The sequence below is a fragment of the Achromobacter kerstersii genome (genome assembly GCF_902859595.1).
GTDB lineage: Bacteria > Pseudomonadota > Gammaproteobacteria > Burkholderiales > Burkholderiaceae_B > Achromobacter > Achromobacter kerstersii.
Map to the genome: position 1 here is coordinate 183,139 of NZ_CADIJQ010000001.1, position 20,674 is coordinate 203,812.

General features: G+C 64.3%; 20 protein-coding genes and 1 pseudogene. 6 read left to right on the plus strand and 15 right to left on the minus strand.

Going from position 1 to position 20,674, the window contains the following annotated elements; translation table 11 throughout:
- The first annotated feature begins 55 nt into the window (after nucleotides 1-55).
- The 3 genes from HV765_RS00865 (at nucleotide 56) to HV765_RS00875 (ending at nucleotide 3,432) form a co-directional block, all read left to right on the plus strand.
- Nucleotides 56-1,345, plus strand: a complete 1,290-nt coding sequence (locus HV765_RS00865) for a Glu/Leu/Phe/Val family dehydrogenase (RefSeq protein WP_054425785.1) — start codon at nucleotides 56-58, stop codon at nucleotides 1,343-1,345.
- 201 nt (nucleotides 1,346-1,546) lie between these two features.
- Complete coding sequence (locus HV765_RS00870; RefSeq protein ID WP_175168458.1) at nucleotides 1,547-2,026, plus strand: thioesterase family protein; 480 nt, start codon at nucleotides 1,547-1,549, stop codon at nucleotides 2,024-2,026.
- Between the two features lie 296 nt (nucleotides 2,027-2,322).
- Complete coding sequence (locus tag HV765_RS00875) at nucleotides 2,323-3,432, plus strand: porin (protein WP_175168459.1); 1,110 nt, start codon at nucleotides 2,323-2,325, stop codon at nucleotides 3,430-3,432.
- 287 nt (nucleotides 3,433-3,719) lie between these two features.
- Here the strand turns inward: HV765_RS00875 and HV765_RS00880 are convergent, their stop codons facing one another.
- The 6 genes from HV765_RS00880 to HV765_RS00905 form a co-directional block, all read right to left on the minus strand.
- On the minus strand, nucleotides 3,720-4,535 hold the full coding sequence (locus HV765_RS00880; protein ID WP_175168460.1) for an RsiV family protein: 816 nt from the start codon (nucleotides 4,533-4,535) through the stop codon (nucleotides 3,720-3,722).
- A 31-nt stretch (nucleotides 4,536-4,566) separates the two neighbouring features.
- Nucleotides 4,567-5,343 carry a lipoate--protein ligase family protein gene (locus HV765_RS00885; RefSeq protein ID WP_054425774.1) on the minus strand — a complete coding sequence of 259 codons (777 nt, stop codon included), beginning with the start codon at nucleotides 5,341-5,343 and terminating at the stop codon, nucleotides 4,567-4,569.
- Nucleotides 5,340-5,615 carry a lipoate-protein ligase small subunit gene (locus tag HV765_RS00890; RefSeq protein WP_054425772.1) on the minus strand — a complete coding sequence of 92 codons (276 nt, stop codon included), beginning with the start codon at nucleotides 5,613-5,615 and terminating at the stop codon, nucleotides 5,340-5,342. The genes HV765_RS00885 and HV765_RS00890 overlap by 4 nt, the downstream gene beginning before the upstream one ends.
- A gap of 26 nt (nucleotides 5,616-5,641) precedes the next feature.
- A complete protein-coding gene (locus tag HV765_RS00895) occupies nucleotides 5,642-6,106 on the minus strand; it encodes a GNAT family N-acetyltransferase (RefSeq protein WP_175168461.1) in 465 nt (154 codons plus the stop codon).
- A gap of 18 nt (nucleotides 6,107-6,124) precedes the next feature.
- Entirely contained in the window at nucleotides 6,125-6,826 is a 702-nt protein-coding gene (locus HV765_RS00900; protein ID WP_175168462.1) for a glutathione S-transferase N-terminal domain-containing protein, read from the minus strand.
- 134 nt (nucleotides 6,827-6,960) lie between these two features.
- Nucleotides 6,961-7,866, minus strand: a complete 906-nt coding sequence (locus HV765_RS00905) for a DMT family transporter (protein ID WP_054425766.1) — start codon at nucleotides 7,864-7,866, stop codon at nucleotides 6,961-6,963.
- Nucleotides 7,867-7,990: 124 nt separating this feature from the next.
- Between HV765_RS00905 and HV765_RS00910 the strand changes: the two genes are divergently transcribed.
- The gene (locus HV765_RS00910) at nucleotides 7,991-8,458 is read left to right on the plus strand and encodes an Lrp/AsnC family transcriptional regulator (protein ID WP_054425764.1); all 468 of its coding nucleotides are present in this window, start codon (nucleotides 7,991-7,993) and stop codon (nucleotides 8,456-8,458) included.
- Nucleotides 8,459-8,474: 16 nt separating this feature from the next.
- Here HV765_RS00910 and HV765_RS00915 read toward each other — a convergent pair whose 3' ends face one another.
- The 3 genes from HV765_RS00915 to HV765_RS00925 all read right to left on the minus strand — a co-directional run bounded on the left by HV765_RS00915 (nucleotide 8,475) and on the right by HV765_RS00925 (nucleotide 11,738).
- Nucleotides 8,475-8,966 (minus strand): glutathione peroxidase, encoded by a 492-nt coding sequence (locus HV765_RS00915; RefSeq protein WP_054425762.1) that lies wholly within the window; start codon nucleotides 8,964-8,966, stop codon nucleotides 8,475-8,477.
- 90 nt (nucleotides 8,967-9,056) lie between these two features.
- Nucleotides 9,057-10,256 (minus strand): DUF1501 domain-containing protein, encoded by a 1,200-nt coding sequence (locus tag HV765_RS00920; protein ID WP_175168463.1) that lies wholly within the window; start codon nucleotides 10,254-10,256, stop codon nucleotides 9,057-9,059.
- Nucleotides 10,257-10,265: 9 nt separating this feature from the next.
- Nucleotides 10,266-11,738, minus strand: coding sequence for a DUF1800 domain-containing protein (locus HV765_RS00925; protein WP_254600384.1), 1,473 nt, complete (start codon nucleotides 11,736-11,738; stop codon nucleotides 10,266-10,268).
- Nucleotides 11,739-12,150: 412 nt separating this feature from the next.
- Between HV765_RS00925 and HV765_RS00930 the strand changes: the two genes are divergently transcribed.
- On the plus strand, nucleotides 12,151-12,483 hold the full coding sequence (locus HV765_RS00930; RefSeq protein ID WP_175168464.1) for a hypothetical protein: 333 nt from the start codon (nucleotides 12,151-12,153) through the stop codon (nucleotides 12,481-12,483).
- Here HV765_RS00930 and HV765_RS00935 read toward each other — a convergent pair.
- Both HV765_RS00935 and phrB read right to left on the minus strand, forming a co-directional pair.
- A pseudogene (locus tag HV765_RS00935) lies at nucleotides 12,446-14,100 on the minus strand (methyl-accepting chemotaxis protein). The gene HV765_RS00930 and the pseudogene HV765_RS00935 sit on opposite strands and share 38 nt — an antisense overlap.
- Nucleotides 14,101-14,243: 143 nt before the next feature.
- On the minus strand, nucleotides 14,244-15,662 hold the full coding sequence (gene phrB, locus HV765_RS00940; protein WP_175168465.1) for a deoxyribodipyrimidine photo-lyase: 1,419 nt from the start codon (nucleotides 15,660-15,662) through the stop codon (nucleotides 14,244-14,246).
- 369 nt (nucleotides 15,663-16,031) lie between these two features.
- Between phrB and HV765_RS00945 the strand changes: the two genes are divergently transcribed.
- Complete coding sequence (locus tag HV765_RS00945; protein WP_054425752.1) at nucleotides 16,032-17,480, plus strand: CoA transferase; 1,449 nt, start codon at nucleotides 16,032-16,034, stop codon at nucleotides 17,478-17,480.
- Between the two features lie 88 nt (nucleotides 17,481-17,568).
- Here HV765_RS00945 and HV765_RS00950 read toward each other — a convergent pair whose 3' ends face one another.
- The 4 genes from HV765_RS00950 to HV765_RS00965 all read right to left on the minus strand — a co-directional run bounded on the left by HV765_RS00950 (nucleotide 17,569) and on the right by HV765_RS00965 (nucleotide 20,630).
- Entirely contained in the window at nucleotides 17,569-18,105 is a 537-nt protein-coding gene (locus HV765_RS00950; RefSeq protein WP_175169446.1) for a peroxiredoxin, read from the minus strand.
- Between the two features lie 134 nt (nucleotides 18,106-18,239).
- A complete protein-coding gene (locus HV765_RS00955) occupies nucleotides 18,240-19,766 on the minus strand; it encodes an adenylate cyclase (protein ID WP_175168466.1) in 1,527 nt (508 codons plus the stop codon).
- A 31-nt stretch (nucleotides 19,767-19,797) separates the two neighbouring features.
- A complete protein-coding gene (locus HV765_RS00960; protein ID WP_175168467.1) occupies nucleotides 19,798-19,962 on the minus strand; it encodes a hypothetical protein in 165 nt (54 codons plus the stop codon).
- 260 nt (nucleotides 19,963-20,222) lie between these two features.
- Entirely contained in the window at nucleotides 20,223-20,630 is a 408-nt protein-coding gene (locus HV765_RS00965) for a DoxX family protein (RefSeq protein ID WP_054425747.1), read from the minus strand.
- Between the last annotated feature and the right edge of the window lie 44 nt (nucleotides 20,631-20,674).

Genomic DNA, 20,674 nt, shown 5'->3' on the forward strand with positions numbered 1-20,674 from the left:
GGACGCTATTACTTTCGTGGATAAAATGGCGCAACTTTGTCAGGAGATCATGCTCATGTCTCACACACCCACCCATGCCTTGCCGTCTTATCTGAATGCCGATGACCTCGGCCCCTGGGGTAATTACCTGCAACAAGTCGACCGGGTCACCCCGTACCTCGGCTCTCTGGGACGGTGGGTTGAGACCCTGAAGCGCCCGAAGCGCTCGCTGATCGTCGACGTGCCGATCGAACTGGACAACGGCACCATCGCCCACTTCGAGGGCTATCGCGTGCAGCACAACGTGTCGCGCGGCCCGGGCAAGGGCGGCGTGCGTTTCCACCAAGACGTGACCCTGTCTGAAGTGATGGCGCTGGCCGCGTGGATGTCGGTCAAGAACGCCGCAGTCAACCTGCCGTACGGCGGCGCCAAGGGCGGCATCCGTGTCGATCCGCGCAAGCTGTCGCAATCCGAACTCGAGCGCATGACGCGCCGCTACACGACCGAAATCGGCGTGATCATCGGGCCGTCGAAAGACATTCCCGCCCCTGACGTGAACACCAACGCCCAGACCATGGCCTGGATGATGGACACGTACTCCATGAACGAAGGCGCCACCGCCACCGGCGTGGTCACCGGCAAGCCGATCGCGCTGGGCGGCAGCCTGGGCCGTGTCGAAGCCACCGGCCGCGGCGTGTTCGTCGTGGCGTGCGAAGCCGCACGCGACCTGAACATCGACGTCTCGAAGGCCCGCGTGGTCGTGCAGGGCTTCGGTAACGTGGGCGGCACCGCTGCCCGCCTGTTCCATGAAGCCGGCGCCAAGGTCATTGCCGCGCAAGACCACACCGGCACCGTGCACAACGCCGAAGGTCTGGACGTGCACAAGCTGCTGTCGCACGTGTCGCAACACGGCGGCGTGGGCGGCTTCTCGGGCGGCCAGGCCATGGACAAGAACGAGTTCTGGACGCTGGAAACCGAATTCCTGATCCCGGCAGCCCTGGAAAGCCAGATCACCGTCGACAACGCCGCCAAGGTGCGCGCGAAGATCGTGGTCGAAGGCGCCAACGGCCCGACCACCCCGGAAGCGGACGACATCCTGGCCGAACACGGCGTGTATGTCGTGCCGGACGTGCTGGCCAACGCTGGCGGCGTGACGGTGTCGTACTTTGAATGGGTGCAGGACTTCTCCAGCTTCTTCTGGAGCGAAGAAGAGATCAACCAACGCCTGGAACGCATCATGCGCGAAGCCTACGCCGCCGTGTCGCAAGTGGCCAAGGAACACAAGGTCACGCTGCGCACCGCTGCGTTCATCGTGGCTTGCACCCGGATTCTGCAAGCGCGCCAAGTGCGCGGCCTGTATCCGTGATGTCTGAATCGGCGGTGCGTTCCTGAACGCGCCGCTGAGGAGGCAGAGGAAGACAAAAACAGAAATCGCCCCGAAAGGGGCGATTTCTATTGCGCGGGCGGAATCCTTCAACTGGGGGAAATGGGGGCGGCACGGATGCCGGAACCTGCATAGAATGTGCCGTTGCCCGCCTTGGGCCCGGCCCCTTTGTCTGGAGTACCCATGACGCATGCCTTGCCGTCCACGACCCTTGCCGTGGACCCCGCCTGGATCGACGCCTACGGCCATCTGAACGCCGCCCACTACGTGGGTATCTTCGACCGCGTCGGTTTTGAACTCTTGGGTCAGGTTGGCGTGGGGCTGGACTACACCGAGGCCACGCGTTGCGGTATCTACACGATGAACATCTACGTGGCCTACCTGCGCGAAGTGTTGGAGGGCGACCCCCTCATGCTGCGCATCCGTCTGTTGGAAGCCGACAACAAACGGCTGATGTGCATGATGGAGCTAATTCAGACGCGCGACGGCTACCTGGCCGCCACCATGGAGCAGCTCTCCTTGCACGTGAACCTGGATACCCGGCGCGCCACCCCGTTCCCCGATGCGCTTGCCCAGCGGCTGGCGCGCACCGTGGAAGAACATGCTGCACATCCGCTGCCGAAGGAGTATCGTCGGCTTCTGCCATTGAAGGGCGCGCGCTGACACGCTACCTTCCTGGCGTCGGTCTTTCCCCCGTTTCCTTTTCAGCAGTTGCTGTTCTGGCAGTTGCGTTCCTAGCACGATGAAATGACGCCTTTGCGAACCCGTTGGGGGTCGCAAAGGGTGTGTAGTTAAGGCCACAACGAGGCACTTTTTTTCGAGATCTGGGACGAGTAGCCCTTGCGTCTGGAAAACTGACACATTGCGTCCCTAGAATTTGTTCCTGCCATGTGCCGCACGCCGCTTGCCATGCAAGCCAAGCCACCTGCGCATGTATGTTCAATCAAAGGGAATATGTAATGAAAAAGACTCTGCTCGTCACCGCGCTGTTCGCCGCCTTGTCCGGCGTGGCTCAAGCCGAAACGTCGGTGACGCTGTACGGCCTGATCGACACTGGTATCGGCTACCAGCGCATCAAGGGCGATGGCTACCACGAATCGAAAGTCGGCATGGTCAACGGCGTGTCGAGCGGCTCGCGTTGGGGCCTGCGTGGCGCCGAAGATCTGGGCGATGGCCTGAGCGCCGTGTTCACCCTGGAAAGCGGCTTCAACTCCGGTAACGGCCAGTCGGGCCAAAGCGGCCGCCTGTTCGGCCGCCAAGCCACCGTCGGCCTGAAGGCTGATTCGTGGGGCCTGCTGGAATTCGGCCGTCAGACCAACATTGCGTCGAAGTACCTGGCAGCGATCGACCCGTTCGCCGGCAGCTACGGCCAGGCTAACGTTGGCGTGGCCTTCAGCGCCGCCAACACGGTCCGCTACGACAACATGGTGCAGTACTCGACCCCGTCGTTCAGCGGCTTCCAGTTTGGCGTTGGCTACTCGTTCAACGCAGCTGACACCACCGCCGCCCAAACCGGCTTCAAGACCGCCGACAACACCCGCGCCATCACGACCGGCCTGCGTTACGTCAACGGCCCGCTGAACGTGGCTGCCACGTACGACCAGCTGAACCCCGCCAGCCAGCTGAACAACGACGCGACGCCCAAGTCGTGGTCTATCGCCGCGGCCTATGACTTTGAAGTGGTCAAGCTGGCGCTGGGCTTCGGCCAGACGCGTGACGGCTGGTTCACCGGCCAAAGCATCAACTCGTTCGGCAGCGGCAGCCCCACGGCCAGCAGCTTCGGCACGAACGTGGCCGTCTCTGGCTTCAAGGCCAATTCGTACCTGGTCGGCCTGACCGTGCCGCTGGGCGCCAGCAGCATCCTGGCGTCGTGGCAGCGTGCTGACCCCAACGGCAACCCGCTGACCGCCGGCAACGACTCGACGATGAACGTCTACAGCATCGGCTACACGTACAACCTGTCCAAGCGCACCAACCTGTACGCGCTGGGTTCGTACGCTACCGACTTCGCGTTTGTTGACGGCGTCAAGAGCTCGGTCGGCATCGTGGGTGTCCGTCACCGCTTCTAAGCGCCTGACGTGAGCGGGCGGCGCGCCATCGGTGCGCGCCGCCGGCTCCTTCATGCCGCGGTTGTATTGAGCGGACTGGGCGTCTTACCCGGCCACAGACGCGAAAAAAGCGGCCACCTCCCTAGCTCCACCCCCAGTCCGCTCACCCGAACCCCGGCCTCGAAGAGGCCTTGCGCCGCCTGGCGCGAGCAACCACCGGCAACGGGCTGCATGCCCGGTGCCGGTTGTCGCATTTCAGGTGCAGCACCATCGCAGCGGCTGGCAGCCGGCTGTTCATGCGCCAAGGATCACGACTTCGGCAACAGCTCCGGCTTCAGGATACCGCGCAGGTCCGCGTACGGAATGCTGAGTTCCGGCTCGCCGTGCGAGTAGGGCGCAATGGAATAGGCGTCGTACTTCACCACGATGCCGTCGCGGGTCAAGGCGTAGTTGTCGCTTTCCTGGAAGGGCCACATCTTGTTGTAGCTGGCCGGGTCGCGCTTGGCGTCGGGGTTGGTGGTGAGCCATTTTGCGTGCGCGCGCTGCAAGGCGGCGACGTACTCTGCGCGGCGGCCCGGAATCAGGGCTTCGTCCAGGCTCATGACGCGGCCCCGCGAACGTTCCCAATTCAAATATTGCGTCGCCGGGATGCCGTGCGCGGCGCCGGTCAGGAACTGTTCGGTGTGCAGTTCAATCGACACGATGTCGCCCACGGTGTCTTTCACGCTGGCCTTGAAGTAGGTGGCGTCGCGCGGTCGCGCCGTGGACCAGAAGTACTGCGTGTATTCCGACAGCGTGTCGTAGGCGCCGCGCCGGTTGGCGTCGGTGCCGGTCATGTAGGCCAGCACGTGGTCAACCAGCGCCGTCAACTTGGGGTTGCCGGGAAAGGCGACGCTGTCGATTTCAATGTGGGGGCAGTCGCCCTCGCAGCCGGGTTTGTTCGATGCCCACTTGATGCGTTCGGTGGACAGGTCGCCCACCTTTTCGGCCGTGGTGCTGCTGGTGGTGGGCGTGGCGAGCGTGATGTTCGCCGGGGGCGCACTGCTGCAGCCGGCAAGCGCCAGCAGAGCCGCGCCCAGAATCAAACCGCTTATCGCGCCTTGCGGCGTGAACGTGCGACGCATTGAACTACCTCCACAAATTCATCAACTGCCGTCAGGGCACGACGCCGGTCCATTCGGCTGAAGAGAATTTCTCGTCAGCCTGTTGCTGCGCTTTGGCCAGCGTATCGCTGCCAATCTGCCCGGGGGTCAGACGATGCAGGCTGGCAAAAGTTTCCAGCATGCGGTCAATGATGACCTCGCGCGCCAGGCCCGTCTGCGTGCGCAGCGGGTCCACGCGTTTCTTCGCGCTGGTGGTGCCTTTGTCAGACAGCTTCTCGCGGCCGATACGCAAGACTTCGACCATTTTATCGGCGTCGATGTCATAGGACATGGTCACGTGGTGCAGCACCGCGCCCGCGCGCCGGGCTTGGGCGGCGCCGCCGATCTTGCCAATGTCGGAGGCGATGTCGTTCAGCGGCTGATACCAGGCCTTGATGCCCAGCCCTTGCAGCGCGGTCAGCACCCAGGCGTCCAGGAAGGCATAGGATTCCTGGAAGCTCATGCCGTGAACCAGGGCTTGCGGGGCGCTGAGAGAATAGGTGATGGAGTTGCCGGGTTCGATGAACATCGCGCCGCCACCGCTCACGCGGCGCACGACTTCGATGCCGTGGCGTTTGGCGCCTTCCGGGTCGACTTCATTTTTCAGGGATTGGAAACGGCCGATCACGACGGCGGGGGCGGCCCATTCCCAGATGCGCAAGGTCGGCGGGCGTTGGCCTGCGCCGACCTCATCGGTGATGACGGCGTCCAGCGCCATGTGCAGCGCGGGCGCCTGGGGGGCTTCATGAATCAGTTGCCAGTCGTAGTCGTTCCAGTCAGTGCGCGTCATGCAAGCGCCCTCCGCAACACCACGGCCACGGCTTCGGCGGAAAAGCCGAACATCTCGGCGTCGGCAGGCAGGGCGGATTGCACGGCAACGGCCAGTTCCAATTCGCCGGCATCGGCCGGCATGCCGTTCAAGCCGGCGTTGATGGCCTCAAGCGCTTCGGGCGGCTCAAGAAAGAAGTCGCCGCTGATGCGCACATTGGCCAGGCGGCCGTCGCGCACTTCGAGATCCGCAACGACCAGTTTGCCGCCGGGGACTTTGTATTCGCCATGCATGGGCTTTCCTTGAATCAGTACAAACACTACAGGCTGAGTTTCATGCCGTCATGGGTGGCCACGAAACCCAGGCTTTCATAAAACCGGCGCGCATCCGGGCGGGCGCGGTCGGTGGTCAGTTGAACGATGCCACAGCCTTGCAGGCGGCATTGCTCGATTGCCCATTCGAACATGGTGCGTCCCAGGCCCTGGCCGCGTGACGACGACGCGATGCGGACGCTTTCGATTTGCCCGCGCCATTGTCCCAGCCGCGACAAGCCGGGTATGAACGATAACTGCAAACAGCCGACCAGGTGTGAATCCTGCTCAACCACGGCCAGGAACTGATTGGAATCCTGCGCAATGGCCGCGAACGCCGCGGTATAGCGCGGGTTCAGCGGAACCGAGGCGTCCTCGCGCGTGGCGCCCAATTCGTCGTCGGCCAGCATGGCGACGATCTGCGGCAGATCTTCCTGGCGTGCGCGGCGAAAAACCCGTTGCGGATGAGACATGGCGCGTGCTCCAGAGCGTTAGCGGGGCAGGTTCTGCGAGGTCTGGCCGAACAGGATGCGGCGCGATTCTTCATCACTGATGGACGGCGCGGTATTGATGGTGTCGGCCAGCGCATAGGCCCGTTGGGTGGCCGGGCGCGCGGCGATGGTGTTGAACCAGCGTTGCAGGTGCGGGAAGTCGTTCAGGTCTTGGCCCTGTTTGGCGTGCGGCACGATCCAGGGGTAGGCCGCCATGTCGGCAATGGAGTAGTCACCGGCGACGAATTCGCGGTCGGCCAGGCGCTTGTTCAAGACGCCGTACAGGCGGTTGGTTTCCTTCACGTAGCGGTCGATGGCGTAGGTGATGCGTTCTTGCGCGTAGCCGGAAAAGTGGTGGTTCTGGCCGGCCATGGGGCCCAGGCCGCCCATCTGCCAGAACAGCCATTGCGACACTTCGGCGCGGCCGCGCACGTCGGCGGGCAGGAACTTGCCGGTCTTCTCCGCCAGGTATTGCAGGATGGCGCCCGATTCGAACAGGGAGATCGGCGCGCCGCCATCGGCCGGGTCTTGGTCAACGATGGCGGGGATGCGGTTGTTCGGCGCGATGGCCAGGAATTCGGGTTTGAACTGATCACCGCGGCTGATGTTGACCGGGTGAATTTGATAGGGCAGGCCGGTTTCTTCAAGGAACAGCGTGATCTTGTGGCCGTTGGGGGTGGTCCAGTAGTAGAGATCGATCATAGGGTGTGTCCGCAGAGTCATGGCGCCGCCGGCGGGGCCGGCGGATGGAAAGGCCATGATAGCGGGGCCGTAGGCGCAGCCCCCCGAATAACCGGGGCCGGGGGCGGGTTTCTACGTGTGCGCGGCGGGGGGCTTCAGACCGCACCCGGCCGCGCCCGGCCCGGCAGCCGCCACGTCCAGTTCAAGCTGACGCCGGCCGCGGCCACGAAGATCAGCGCCACCCCGATCACCTGCGTGGCGTCCATGCGGTGGCCGTAGACCGCGAAGTCCAGCATGATCGCCACGGCCGGGTAGATGAAGCTCAGCGCGGCGGTCGACGTCGTCGGCAGCTTCTGGATGGCCGAGTACATCAGGATGTACATCAGGCAGGTATGGATCACGCCCAGCGCCACCAGATACCCCCATTGCAAGGGTGCTGCGGGCAGGGCATTGAAATCCGCCATCGGCAGCAGCATGATGGCCCCAAGCGTGACCTGCACCAGCGCCAGCACCTGAGGCGGAATACCCTTCAGCCGTTTGACGATGATGGCGGTGACGCCATACAGCGCGGCGGCCCCCAGGCCCAGCATCAGGCCCGACAGATAGGCCGCGCCGCCCGCGCCCGCGGTGTCCGTCAGACGCAGCACCAGCAGCAGGCCGGCAAACGCCACGACGGACCAGGCCAGCTTGCCGCGCGTCGGGCGTTCGCCCAGGAACAGCACGCCCAGGCCGATCAGGAAAAAGGGTTGCACGTTATAGACGGCGGTGGCCAGCGAGATCGACGCCAGCCGGTAGGCGGAAAACAGCAGCACCCAGTTCAAGACCAGTGCGGCGCCGGCCACCAGCGCCAGGGCCAGCGTTTTGGCGGTGAACAAGCCGGGCTTGAGCAGGCCCCGCGCCCAGCAATACAGGAACAGTGACAGGGCGCCGAAGACGCAGCGGAAGAAGACGACGTTCCAGGCGCTTTGCCCGGACTCCAGGACGAAGACGCCCAGCGTGCCGGATAAGGTCATGGCGGCGGCCATTTGCGCCAGGCCTAGGCGTTCTGATGCGGGGTTCATGAGGGTTCTCCGGCGGGCCAGTTGGCCACAAGGTGCGATGGAGAAATTATCCCAGGCGGATCAACGCGGTTATATGATGTTCGCGTGGTGCTTTTGACGTCAAACCTTGTTTTAGGTGGAATTTATGCAAAACGACCTAAAAAACGAAAACCCGGTCTTGGACGGTATTGACCGCCGTCTGGTGGAGACCCTGTCGGCCAATGCGCGCACCACCACGGCCGATCTGGCCCGGCAGGTGGGCATGTCGGCGCCCAGCGTGGCCGACCGCCTGCGCAGGCTGGAAGAATCGGGCGTGATCCGCGCCTACACCCTGGACGTGGACCCCGTGGCGCTGGGGTACACGCTGGAAGCCATCGTGCGCATCCGGCCGCTGCCCGGGCAATTGCGCCACGTCGAAGGGCTGATCCAAGAGATTCCGGAATTCGTCGAATGCGACAAGGTGACGGGCGATGACTGCTTCATCGCCCGCGTGGTGTTGCGGTCTATCTCGCACCTGGATGGCATTCTTGAACGCGTGACCGAGTTCGCCGAAACCAACACCGCCATCGTCAAGGCGCATACCGTGCGCCGCCGGTTGCCGCCATTACGCTAAGACGACGGGCGCCGTGTCAGACGGGCGCGGACAGCGCCCGCTCGATATCGTCCTTCAAGCCGGCGGGCGTATCGGTGGGCGCGTAGCGCTTGATGACCTGTCCGTCGCGGCCCACCAGGAACTTGGTGAAGTTCCACTTGATGCCTTCCGTGCCAAAGACGCCGGGCTTTTCGCCCTTGAGCCAGCGGTACAACGGGTGCGCGTCGGCGCCGTTGACGTTGATCTTGGCGTACATCGGGAAGCTGATGTCGTACTGCGTTGCGCAGAAATTGCGGATCTCGGATTCGTCGCCGGGCTCTTGATGGCCGAACTGGTCGCAGGGGAATCCCAGCACCGTCAGGCCGTCATCGCGCAGCGAGCGGTAGAGTTCTTCCAGGCCTGCATATTGCGGCGTGAATCCGCACTTGGACGCCACGTTCACCACCAGCAGCACGCGGCCCCGGTAGGTGCTCAGGGACTGTTCGGCCCCGTTGATGTCGCGGGCGGAGAAATCGAAGATCGTGCTCATGCGGGCTCCTGTTTCAGGCGCGGGAAGCGATTGCGTCAATGCGCCGGATTGCTCGCCGAGTGTAGCCCCTGCGCCTTGACGACGGGGCGCTCAGACCAGCTTCAAGTCCACGGGCGCCACGCCCGGAAACACTTGCGCCAGACGCGCCTTGTCCAGCCCGTACAAGCGCGCGAACAGGCCCGCAAAGACGGCGCGGTACTCGTTCAAGACCGGGTAGTCGCGGTCCTGGAACAGGGTTTCGTGTTTGACGGCGACTTGCCGCCCCGCAATGCGCCCGCCCTGGACATTACCGCCCATCACCCAATACACCGTGCCGTGGCCGTGGTCCGTGCCTTTGTTGCCGTTTTCGCGAAACGTCCGGCCGAATTCGCTGATGACGACGACGGTGGTTTGCCGCCACGCCGGCCCCATCGCGTCTGCATACGCCGCCAGCGCGCGGCCCAATTGCCCAAGGCGGCCCGCCAACGCACCTTTGGCCGCGCCCTGGCCCACGTGCGTGTCCCAGCCGCCGACGTCGACAAAGCCCAGGTTGTAGCGGTCGGTCATGAAGCGGGCGATGCGGCGCACTTCTTTTTCCAGCTTGTCTGTTGACACGGCATTGCCATTGGCCGCCTGCATTTCGGCGTCCAGGTCTTGCCGCGTGGCGCCCATGATGCGCTGCCCTTCGGCCACCGAGGCGTCCAGTTCCGTGTGGCGGTACATCGATGCGATGGCGCGGTTGTCGGCCTCGCTCAGGCGCGATTTGCGGTTGGCGCCGCCCAGGTCAATGTTGGGAACACGCGCGTCGCCCCGCAGAATCTGCGGCACTTCGGACGTGAAGGCGGCAGGCTGCGCCGCCGACCCGTTCAGCGTGGCGGTCAGCCGGTTAAGAAAGCCTGAACGGTAATTGCCGCCGCCTTTTTCGCCGCCTCGTCCCAGCTCGATGCTGTTCTGGGTTTCGAAATGGCTGCGGCTCAAGTCGTCCGTGCCTGCAAATGGCACGAAGGCCAGTTGCTTCTTCTGATAGAAGGGCATCAGGCTGTCGGCCAATGCGGGATGCAGGCCCCAGCCGTCTGCCAGAGGCAAGGCCGCCTCCGCGCCGCTGCCGGGCCGGCCAATGGCGATGCTGGGCCGTGATTCGTAGTAGAAGTCGCTGGTGGTGGGCACCAGCAGGCTGGCGGCGTCGTAGGCGCCGCGCATGAAGACGACCAGCAGGCGGTTGCCCGACGCGGCGGGCGCGGCGTACAGGCGGCTGCCGCCCAGTAGCAGCGGGGCGGCGGCCATCATCTGAAGCAAGCGGCGGCGGTCCATGGGGTTCTCCTAGCGGCGCATGAATTCTGGCGAGGCCAGCAGGTAGGTATTGGCGTCTGCGGGCGTTTTCGCTTGCGCGATGGCGTCACGCGTGGCGGGTGACAGCGTGGTGAACAGGCCCTGTTCAGACGCCGACGTCAGCAGGTTCGGTAGGCGGGGCAGCACCAGCGGCTGCGTATCGTCGGGAAGACGGTAAAACACTTGCGGGGCGGCGGCGATGGTGCGTGCAATTTCAAAACGCTGCGTCATCTGGCCAGAACCCGACCAGTCAGACATGGCCAGCGGATAGCCATCGGGTGTGGGCCGCTGGTAAAGCCCTTGGCCCATTTGGCGCAGGATGGCCATGGCCGCTTTGGGGTTACGCACAGGCGGCAAGTCGGCATACGTTAGACGCAACGACGACAACACATAGTGCACCGGGTCCTTGAACACGCCCGTCTTCAGCGATGCCGTGAATTCAGCCGAGGTAAATAGCGTTTGCAGCGTGGCGGCAATATCGCCATCTTGCGCCAGAAACGTCTTGGCCATCCGGTCGACCAGCGCAGGCGAGGGCGCATCGCCCACGAAGTACGCCGCCAGTTTGCCGCTGATGAAATGCGCCGTGGCGGGCTGGCGCGCCAGCAGGTCGAGAGCGTGGTCCACTTCGTCCAGGCCGCCGCCGCGAATCTTCTGGCCCAGAAACACCTTGTCGCCCGTGTCGTGGCGCCCGGGGTGGAACAGGAACAAGCCGTCTTGCACCAGTTGGCCACGCAGCTCAGGCTTTACCTTGGGCGGCTTGTCGTTGTTGTGCACGCCCAGCCCGGTCAGGATGCGGGCCAGTTCCTGCACGTCGGTCTGCGTGTAGCCGCCCTTGACGCCCAGCGTATGCAGCTCCATCAGTTCACGCGCGTAGTTCTCGTTGATATGGCCAACGGTATTGCGCGTGTTGTCCAGGTAAACCAGCATGGCGGGCGACCGGGTGGTGGCCCGCAGCATGTCGCGAAATTTCCCCAGCGCATGCGGGTGGATGGCGCGCGCTTCGTACTGGGGCAGATAAGTGCCGACGTCATTCTTGCCCGCAAAGACATTGAAGTGGTTCATCCAGAACCACGTCATCTGTTCCTGCAACTGATTCGGCGAATACAGCGCGCGCCATATCGTGCGGTAAGCGGTCTCGTCGGCGCGAACCCGCGAAATTGTCCGCGCTTCGCGCTGCGCTTTTTGCTTGGCCTCGGCATCCAGGTCGCGCGCGTCTTGGCGGATCTTGCGCTGCCGGGCCTGCGCGTCCTGATCAGACTCGTGGTTGATCGACAAGTCGTTGATGCGTTGTTGCACATCAATGGGCAAGGCCGCGTGGGCGTCGGGATGCAGCTGGCGATGCAGATAACGGTCGGCGCCCAGCTCGTGGATGCGCGCAAGCTCCGACGGGGTCGCGCCCCAGGTGATGCGGTTGACCAGCGCCGCGTCATGCGCGCGGGTGTCAGCGGGCTGGGGCGTGTTCACCTTAGTTGCGTTCACATCGGATGCGTTCACATCGGGCGGCTGCCCCCGCGCGCGGGAGGCGGGCGGCAGCCAGAGCAGCAGCGGCAACAACGACGAGCGCAGCAGAGACCGGCGAAGTGAGTTGGGGCGCAAAAGCATCATCGAACCAGTACCTTTCATGCGACGACAACCAGGGGCGATAAACACGGGTGACAACGCCGTGGCGGCAACCTATGGCGATAGCGAGTGTGACAGCATCATCGCGCAAGCGTTGCTTGCCGTGCGCGTATTGAAACGCAAGGAAACCGTTCCTTCAAACCGCCATCCCCAAGTGGCGCGTCATATCCGGGCACGCGCCGGGGCCATTGCCGCTGCGACGGCAGCGCCGTCCTATCATGGCGTTCAATATTTGCAGACTACCGGGAGCCCACGCATGGAAGGAATGATTGATCGTCTGGAAGGGATGCTTGCCAAGGGCACCGACAACCTGCTGTTGCGGTTTTCCCTGGGCAAGGCCTACGCCGAGCAGGATTGCTTTCGCGAAGCTGAAACGCATCTGCGCGCGGCGCTGGCGTTTGACCCCACGTATTCAGTCGCGTGGAAATGGCTGGGCAAGGCCTGCCTGGGCTTGGGTGATAAAGCGGGCGCACGCGCCGCGTGGGATAGCGGGCTGAAGGCGGCAGAGGCGCGCGGAGACAAGCAGGTCGAAAAAGAACTGCAAGTCTTCATCAAGCGGCTGGATAGGGAAGCTGCCGCGCAAGGCTGAGGGGGCGGGCCGGTTGCGCGGGGGCGCTGCTGCCCACCCGGAACACCTCAATCGCGTGACGCAACTGTGCGCCGCGCGTGCGCAAGTTGTCTACCGCCAGCGCGGCTTGTTCCACACGCGCGGCATTGCGTTGCGCCGCATTGTCCGTTTCCGAAATGGTGCGGCTGACGTTGTCGATGCCCGTGTGCTGCTCGGTGGATGTGGCCGCAATCTCGTTCATGATCTGCGTCACCTGCTGCACCGACGCCACAATATCCAACATGGCTTCGCCCGCGCGTTCCACATGCCGCACGCCGTCGTTGACGCGTTCGTTCGACGCTTCGATCAGCGCCTTGATTTCGCGAGCGGCCGTGGCGCTTTTCTGCGCCAGGCTGCGCACTTCGGTCGCCACCACGGCAAAGCCCTTGCCGGCTTCGCCTGCCCGCGCGGCTTCCACAGCGGCGTTCAGCGCCAGGATGTTGGTTTGGAAGGCGATGCCGTCAATGATGCTCACCACTTCCGCAATGCGTGACGAGCTTTCCACGATGCCGTGCATGGCGGCCGTGGCATCGTGCACGACCTGGCCGCCGCGTTTGGCCACATCCGACGCCTGGCTGGCCATCTGATCCGCGCCCAGCGCATTCGACGCATTCAGCTTCACCGTGGCGGCCAATTGCTCCATGCTGGCCGCCGCCTCTTCCAGCGACGCGGCCTGGTGTTGCGTGTGGGCGGATAAATCTTCGTTGCCGTCGGCAATTTCCGAGGCGGAATGCAAGGCGCTTTCGATGCCGTTGTGCACATCGCGCGTAATGCTGACGAGGCTTTTGCGCATGACTTCCAACGAGAATTTCAGGGCGCCGATCTCATCGCGCAAGCCGGCGGGCGGCATGGCCGTGCTGAGATTGCCGGCGGCGATCTGCCGCGTGAAGTCGGTAGCCGTCACCAACAAACCTGTGATGGACCGCGCAAAGCCCCAGCCCGACGCGAATATCAGCGCGACGCCCGCGGCCAGCGCGCCCGCCGCCATGGCGAGTTCTTCGGGCGGCAGGCGGTCAATCATCGCGTACAGCGCGACGCCGCCCGCGCCCAGGAAGAGGGTGGACGCCAGCATCGCCCAGGCCAGCATGCGTGAACGCACGCCGGTCAGGCGCCAGAATTTCAGCCGCGCCAGCACCCCCATCAGCCCGGTGGGCCGCGCTTGGCCGCGATGCAGGCGCACGCCACGCGCGGTGCCGTTGCGCAGCCGCGCATACAGCGCATCGGCCGCGTCAATTTGTTCTTGAGTGGGTTTGACACGCACCGACGCATAACAGACGTGACGCCGCGTTCGATGATGGGTGTGACGTTGGCCAGCACCCAGTAATAGCCGCCGTCTTTGCGGCGGTTCTTGACGACGCCGGTCCAGGATTCCCCGCGCTGGATGGTGCGCCATAGGTCGGCAAAGGCGTCTTCGGGCATGTCGGGGTGGCGCACGATGTTGTGCGCGGCGCCCACCAGTTCTTCGCGTGTGAACCCACTGACTTCCACGAACGCGGGGTTGGCGTAGATGATGCGGCCACGGGCGTCAGTGCGGGAGATCAGGTACTGCTCGTCGTGCAGCGTGTATTCCTTGTCGTAAACCGGCTGATTGTTGCGCATGCGTCTGTCGTCCTGTGATGGGCGGGGGGCGTGGTGCAGCCGGGCATCATCGGGGAGGGGGGCGTGCGCGGGGTTGATCTACATCAAAATATTGGGATGTTATGCAAAACGTAAATCTGTGATCGGCGGTGGCTGCCGGGGCGTCACACGGCGGGCAAATTGCCAAAGGCTTCCAGCGCGCGCAGCCGGCTTTGCGCCAGATCAACGATAGCGGTGGGGTAGCCCGCCGCCGCGCGTTCCATCGGGCTGGGGTCATGAATGGCCTGGTCGTCCAGGTGCGCCAGCTCGGGCAGCCACTCGCGCAGGAACACCCCCCGCGGATCGAAACGGCGGGACTGCGATAGCGGATTGAAGACGCGGAAGTAAGGCACGGCATCGGCCCCCGTGGACGCGCTCCATTGCCAGCCGCCGTTGTTTGCCGCCAGGTCGCCGTCCACCAGGTGTTGCATGAACCAGGCTTCGCCCAGCCGCCAATCGATCAACAGGTTTTTCGACAGGAACATGGCCGTCACCATGCGCAGGCGGTTATGCATCCAACCCAGCGCCAGCAACTGCCGCATGGCGGCGTCGACGATGGGGATGCCGGTTTGCCCCTGTTGCCACGCCTGCAAGTCGGTGGGCGCATCGCGCCATGGCACGGCAGCGGTTTCCGGTTTCATGGGCAGGTGCATCGACAACGACGGGTAGGCGGCTAGCAGATGCTGATAGAACTCGCGCCACAGCAGTTCGTTGATCCAGGTAGCGGCGCCCGCCTTGCCGCTATCCAGCTCGCCATGGTTGGCGGCCAGCGCCGCGCGCAGCGCCTGGCCGGGCGACAGCACGCCCGCTGCCAGATACGGCGACAGGCAACTGGTGCCGGGCAAGGACGGAAAATCGCGTTCGTCTTTATAGGCGTCGATGACGCCGTCGGCAAAGGCTTCCAGCCGGTCGCTGGCGGCGGCTTCGCCCGCCGGCCATAGCGCGCGGATGGCCTCGGTGGCAGGCGCAAAGCCGTCGAACGCATCCGGCAGCGGGTCGGCCTTCCAGGCGGGCGGGGTCTGCGCCTTGGGCGGGGGCAGGGCGCGCAACGGAGCGGTGCGCAAACGCTCGCGGCAGGTGCGCGCATAGGGCGTGTAGACGCGGTAGCACTCACCTTTGCCCGTCAGCACCGTGCCCGGGCGCAGCAGCGACGCGCCATGGTGCAAGGTCCAGTCCACGCCGATCTCGGCCAGCGCAATGCCCACGGCCGCATCGCGGCGGCGTTCATTGATGGCCCATTCCGTGTTGGCATGAACCTGGGCGATGTCGTGCTGCTTGCAGAACGCAGCAATGGCGTCGGGCGCGTGGCGCCAGTCGTCAACGGTCAGCAGCTTCAAGGGGATGCCGATGCCGCCCAGGTCACGCTGCAACTCGTGCAGGTTACGCAGCCAGAAGTCCACCTTGGCGGGCGCGTCATCATGCTGGCGCCATTGCCCGGGCGACGCGATGAACAGCGCCGTTACCGTGCCGTTCTCGGCGGCGGCGGCAAGCGCCGGATTGTCGTGCATGCGCAGGTCGGTGCGGAGCCAGAGCAGCGTATTCATGAAGGGCGATCCAGGGCGGAAGAAAGGGGCGGGCGGCAGCGTTATCGATGCGCTGTCCAGGCGTTTTTCATTGAGGCTGGCATTCTATCTTGGCGCCGCGCCTGGAAGACGATGTAAAAACTACGAGTAGATGTGACGGCCGCGTGCGCGTATTTCGCGCGTCACACCGCGCCAAGCATGCACATTCCGGGTGGAGAAACCCGCCCGCTCCCCGGGGCGTGGGCCGCTACCCCACCTTCCATGCATAGCGCGTCTGGCGCGGGGCGCAGGGCGGTCAAACCGTGAAACACGCTGAGCTCATATACGTATTGACGCGATATGTGCCCCCGCCATGTAATTCATCCAACGACTAGAGCCGAGTTGAACGCTATGGGAAATCTGATGGATTTACGCCCGTCCTTTCTACGGGGACGCACACCCGCCAGCAAGACGTCTCGCGACGTTCTGCAGAAACTATGGCGTTCATTCGATTTGCCGGACGAATCGCTTGAGCATGTGCTGTTGACCGGCGCCAACCCCGTGCTGCCGTCTTCATTCGCGGTGGGTGCTGCGGCGCAGGTCAGCATGGCGGCCGCCGCCATGGCCGCCGCCGAGCTCTGGCACTTGCGCGGCGGCGCGCGTCAGCAGGTCAGTGTCGACATGCTGCACGCCGCCCAGGAATGCCGCAGCCACTTCACCATCAACGGCGTCACGCCCAACCCCTGGGACCCGATCAGCGGCTTGTATCGCTGCGGCGATGGCGGCTGGGTTCGCATCCACGCCAACTTCGCGCATCACCGGGATGGGGCGCTGGCCTTGCTGGGATGCCCAATTGGCGAAGACACCACGCGCGAAACGGTGGAACTTGCGTTGTCACGCTGGAAGGCCACTGACTTCGAACAGGTGGCCGCAGACGCCGGGATGGTGGTGGCCGCCATGCGCAGCTTTGACGACTGGGACCGCCACGGCCAAGGCCAGGCTATTGCTGCGCAACCCTTGATGACGATTGAACGCATCGGTGAGGCCGACCCCCGGCCCTTGCCGAAGTACGGGCACGACGCCCGGCCGCTGAAGGACATTCGCGTACTGGACCTGACGCGCATCATCGCCGGCCCCGTGTGTGGCCGCGCGCTGGCGGCCTATGGCGCCGACGTGATGCTCGTGAATTCACCGCACCTGCCCAACATCGACAACATCATCGACACCAGCCGGGGCAAGCTGTCCGTGCTGGCGGATCTGGACACGGCGGATGGCCGTATTGCGCTGGGCAACTTGCTGCGCAGTGCGCATGTGTTCGTGCAGGGCTATCGGCCGGGCGGACTGGCGGCGTTGGGCTTTGGCCCGGAGGACGCCGCAAGAATTCGTCCGGGCATCGTCTATGTGTCGTTGACCGCTTACGGCAATGCGGGTCCGTGGGCCAACCGCCGGGGCTTCGATTCCCTGGTCCAAACGGCCACGGGCTTTAACCATGCGGAAGCGCAAGCCGCGGGGCAGGAAGCGCCCAAGCCCTTGCCAATGCAGATTCTGGATCATGCGTCGGGGTATCTGATGGCGTTTGGTGCGCAAGTGGCGCTGGCGCGGCAGGCCACCGAAGGCGGCAGCTGGCATGTGCGCGTGTCGCTGGCGCAGACTGCGCATTGGCTGCGCAGCCTGGGCCGGGTGGATGGGGGGCTGGCCTGTAAGATGCCCGGCTTTGACGGCCTGCTGGAAACCGAACATTCGGGCTTTGGCGAGCTTGTGGCCGTGCGCCATGCCGCCAATTTTTCAGAAACGCCCGCGCGGTGGACGCGTCCGTCCAGCCCGCCCGGATCGCATCCGACCGTCTGGCCGTTCAACTAAGCAACTCAGTCACTAAGTTACGGCCTGGCGGTTAGCCTCTGCGGCCTATCGCTTGGCCTTATTGCTGGGGGCCTTACTGCTGGGGCCTTTACTGCTTGGCCTTCCAGTCGCGCAGTGCGCGCATCGTGTTGGACACGTGCGACTCGGGGTTCATGTCCGTGAATTCATACAAGATCTTGCCTTGCGGCGAGATCACATACGACACGCGCTGCGCGTAATCCGGGCGCTTGTCGTGCACGGCGTCATAGGCCTTCATGATCTTGCCGTCGCCATCGGCGGCCACCGCGAACTTGCTGCGGCACTCGCTAACCGAAAATTTGTTCAGCGTGTCGATGTTGTCGGTCGAAACCCCGATAACGGTCGCGCCTAGCGACTTGTATTCGTCGGTGGCTTCGGCGAAGTTGTGCGCTTCAATCGTGCAGCCTTGCGTAAAGGCGGCGGGGAAGAAATACAGCACGACCGGGCCTTGCTTGAGCGCCTCGTTCAGCTTGAAGGTGAAGACGTTGCCGCCCAGCGACGCCTGGGTGCTGAAGTCGGGCGCGGGGGCGCCGACATTCAGGGCGGCTTGGGCGGAAGTGGCGGCCAGCAGGCCGCAGAACATCAAGCAGGGGGCGAGGCGCTTCATGCGGTTCATGGGTGTCTCCGATATTCAATCAATCTTTTGCGGCGGGCCGCGGCGAGACGCCTACTGTAGTCCTGCCGCGATGACGGGTCCAGTGCAGCGGGACCCGCGCACGGGGTTCAGTTCCGGGATTCAACTCAGTCGCGATTCGGTCCGCCCCGTCCATCGTTGCCACGCGGCTGATCCCGGCCGCGCCCGTCGTCGCCGCCTTGTTGCCGCTTCTGCGGCTGCTCACGGGCCTGTTGTTGACGGGCTTGTTGCTGCTGCTGTTGGTGCTGCTGTTGCTGCTGTTCGCGAGCCTGTTGCTGGCGCTGCTGCTGTTGCTGGTCTCGGGCCTGTTGTTGGCGAGCTTGCTGCTGCTGTTGCTGTTCACGCGCCTGCTGTTGGCGCTGCTGTTGTTGCTGGTCTCGGGCCTGCTGTTGACGGGCTTGCTGCTGCTGCTGCTGCTGCTGCTGCTGCTGCTGCTGTTCACGAGACTGCTGTTCGCGCGCTTGCTGCTGGCGGGCTTGATCCTGCTGCTGCCTTTGCTGGTCGCGAGCCTGCTGCTGCCGCGCTTGCTGCTGTTGCTGGTCGCGGTCCTGCTGTTGACGCGTTTGTTGATCCCGAGCCTGCTGATCCCGTGCCTGCTGCTGACCGGCTTGTTGTTGCGCCTGTTGATCCCGCTGCGCCTGCTGCCCATCGCGCGAGGGCTGCTGCTGCGCTTGCGCTTGCGGCGGCCGTCCCGGTTGCGTCTGGATGACGTTCTGCCCTCGGGGCTGATCACCGCGATTGGGATTGCCGCGATTCGAGTCGCCCCGATTCGAGTCACCCCGGTTCTGCTCACCCCGGTTCACATCATTGCGGTCACCGCGATTCCCGTCGCCGCCGGGCCGTTGCCCTTCAGGCGGGCGTCCATTGCCGGGATGGTCCACAAACGCTTGCGGCGGGCGGCCCTTGTTGTGGTCATAGAACTGGGCGCGGTTGTTCCCGGCGTCGCGCACGAATCCACGCTGCATGTCGGTGGGTGGCGCGTGCCGATCGTTGCGGGCCGCCACTTCGCGCGGGTCGGCCGCGCGCCGGATGCCGTCAGGGCCGCCGTGATAGCTGACCCGCCGGTTGTCGACGTTGTTGATGACGACGTTGTGGTTGTAGACGTTGGTGACGCGCGTCACGTTCACGTTCGTGACGGAGCGGTTGTAGTAGAAGCGGTCGCGCTTCCAATAGCCGCCCACATAGCCCAAACCGACGTAGCCGAAGCCGTAATTGATGCCGCCATAGAACCCCACATGAGGGCCCCAGTAACCGGCGTTCCACACATAAAGCCCGTTGACGAAGCCCCAGTAGCCAGGCGTCCAGAGCGCGCCGGTATAGGGCGCCAGCACCCAGGCGCCAGGCACCCAGAAAAAGCCGTAGCGGTTGCGGCTCCAATAGCCTGGCACCCACATATAGCCATCGGCTGGCGCGGGCGGCTGCACGTAGACGGGCAGCGGCGGCGGCGGTTCGGGGCTGCGGTCCACCAGCGCCAGGTTGGCGTTGGCGGGGTCGCCATTGTCATAGACGGGGGCAGCGGGCGCCGGGGGCGGCGGGGGCGGTGCATACGTTTGCGCCGCCGCGCTCGCGCAAACGGCCAGCAGCGCCGTGAAGGCCAAGGGTTGCAAACGGGAAATCCGGGCTAAGGATGTCATGGCAGGTCCTCATCGCATCCGATGCGAGGGCTCAATATCCGCGGTAGTAATAATGCGGCGCGGGATACGCGGGGTAGTAGTAGTGCGGCGTGTAGTAAACCGGCGCGGGGCGATAGTACGCCGGGCGGGCCGGCACCACCACACAACCGGTCAACGAACTGGCCATCACCAGCATCAGCAGCAGACTCTTCTTCATTTCGGTAACTCCCTACCTTGCGCCAGGCGTGGCTCACGCCCTTGGTGCGCTGGTAAGGATTAGGCCATACCAGCAGGCCGGGAGTTCTTCGTTGTAATCGTTCCGAAACAGCTTTCGCGTGACCGATGTTTGCGCCGGCGTGACGGCCCATGTCGTTGGTATCAATCTTTGCTGCAAAAGCAACGGGGCCGCCTGAGCGACCCCGTTGTCTGGTATCACTTGGCGTCGTGTTGTGTCACGCCGCCAAGGTCAGCCAAGCGTTAGTTCCAGCGGCCGCCATTGCCAGCCAGGCTGAAACGGCCGGCGCCCATGAAGGCGATGGCCAGTGCGGTAAAGAAGAACATGCCTTGCAGCTCCAGCGCCCAGCCACCCGTGTTGGTGATGGTGCCAAGCTGGCCGGTGTGCGCGAGCAACACCGCCACGATCATGTTGATGGCGATGATCAGGCCGCCCAGGCGGGTGTAGACGCCGATGATGAGCAGCACGGGAGCGATGATTTCGCCCACGTACACGCCATAAGCCAGAAAGCCGGGCAGGCCATGCGAAGACAGCATGCCGCTGATGCCGGTCACGCCGCCGCCCATGAGTTTGGACAGGCCGTGAAGCAAAATCAGAATGCCGAGGGTCAGGCGCAGGATCAGCTTGCCGGTATCGTCGGACTTGATCATGGTGAGTTTCTCTTGTGATGGTTAAGGGGACAGCGGCTCGTTGG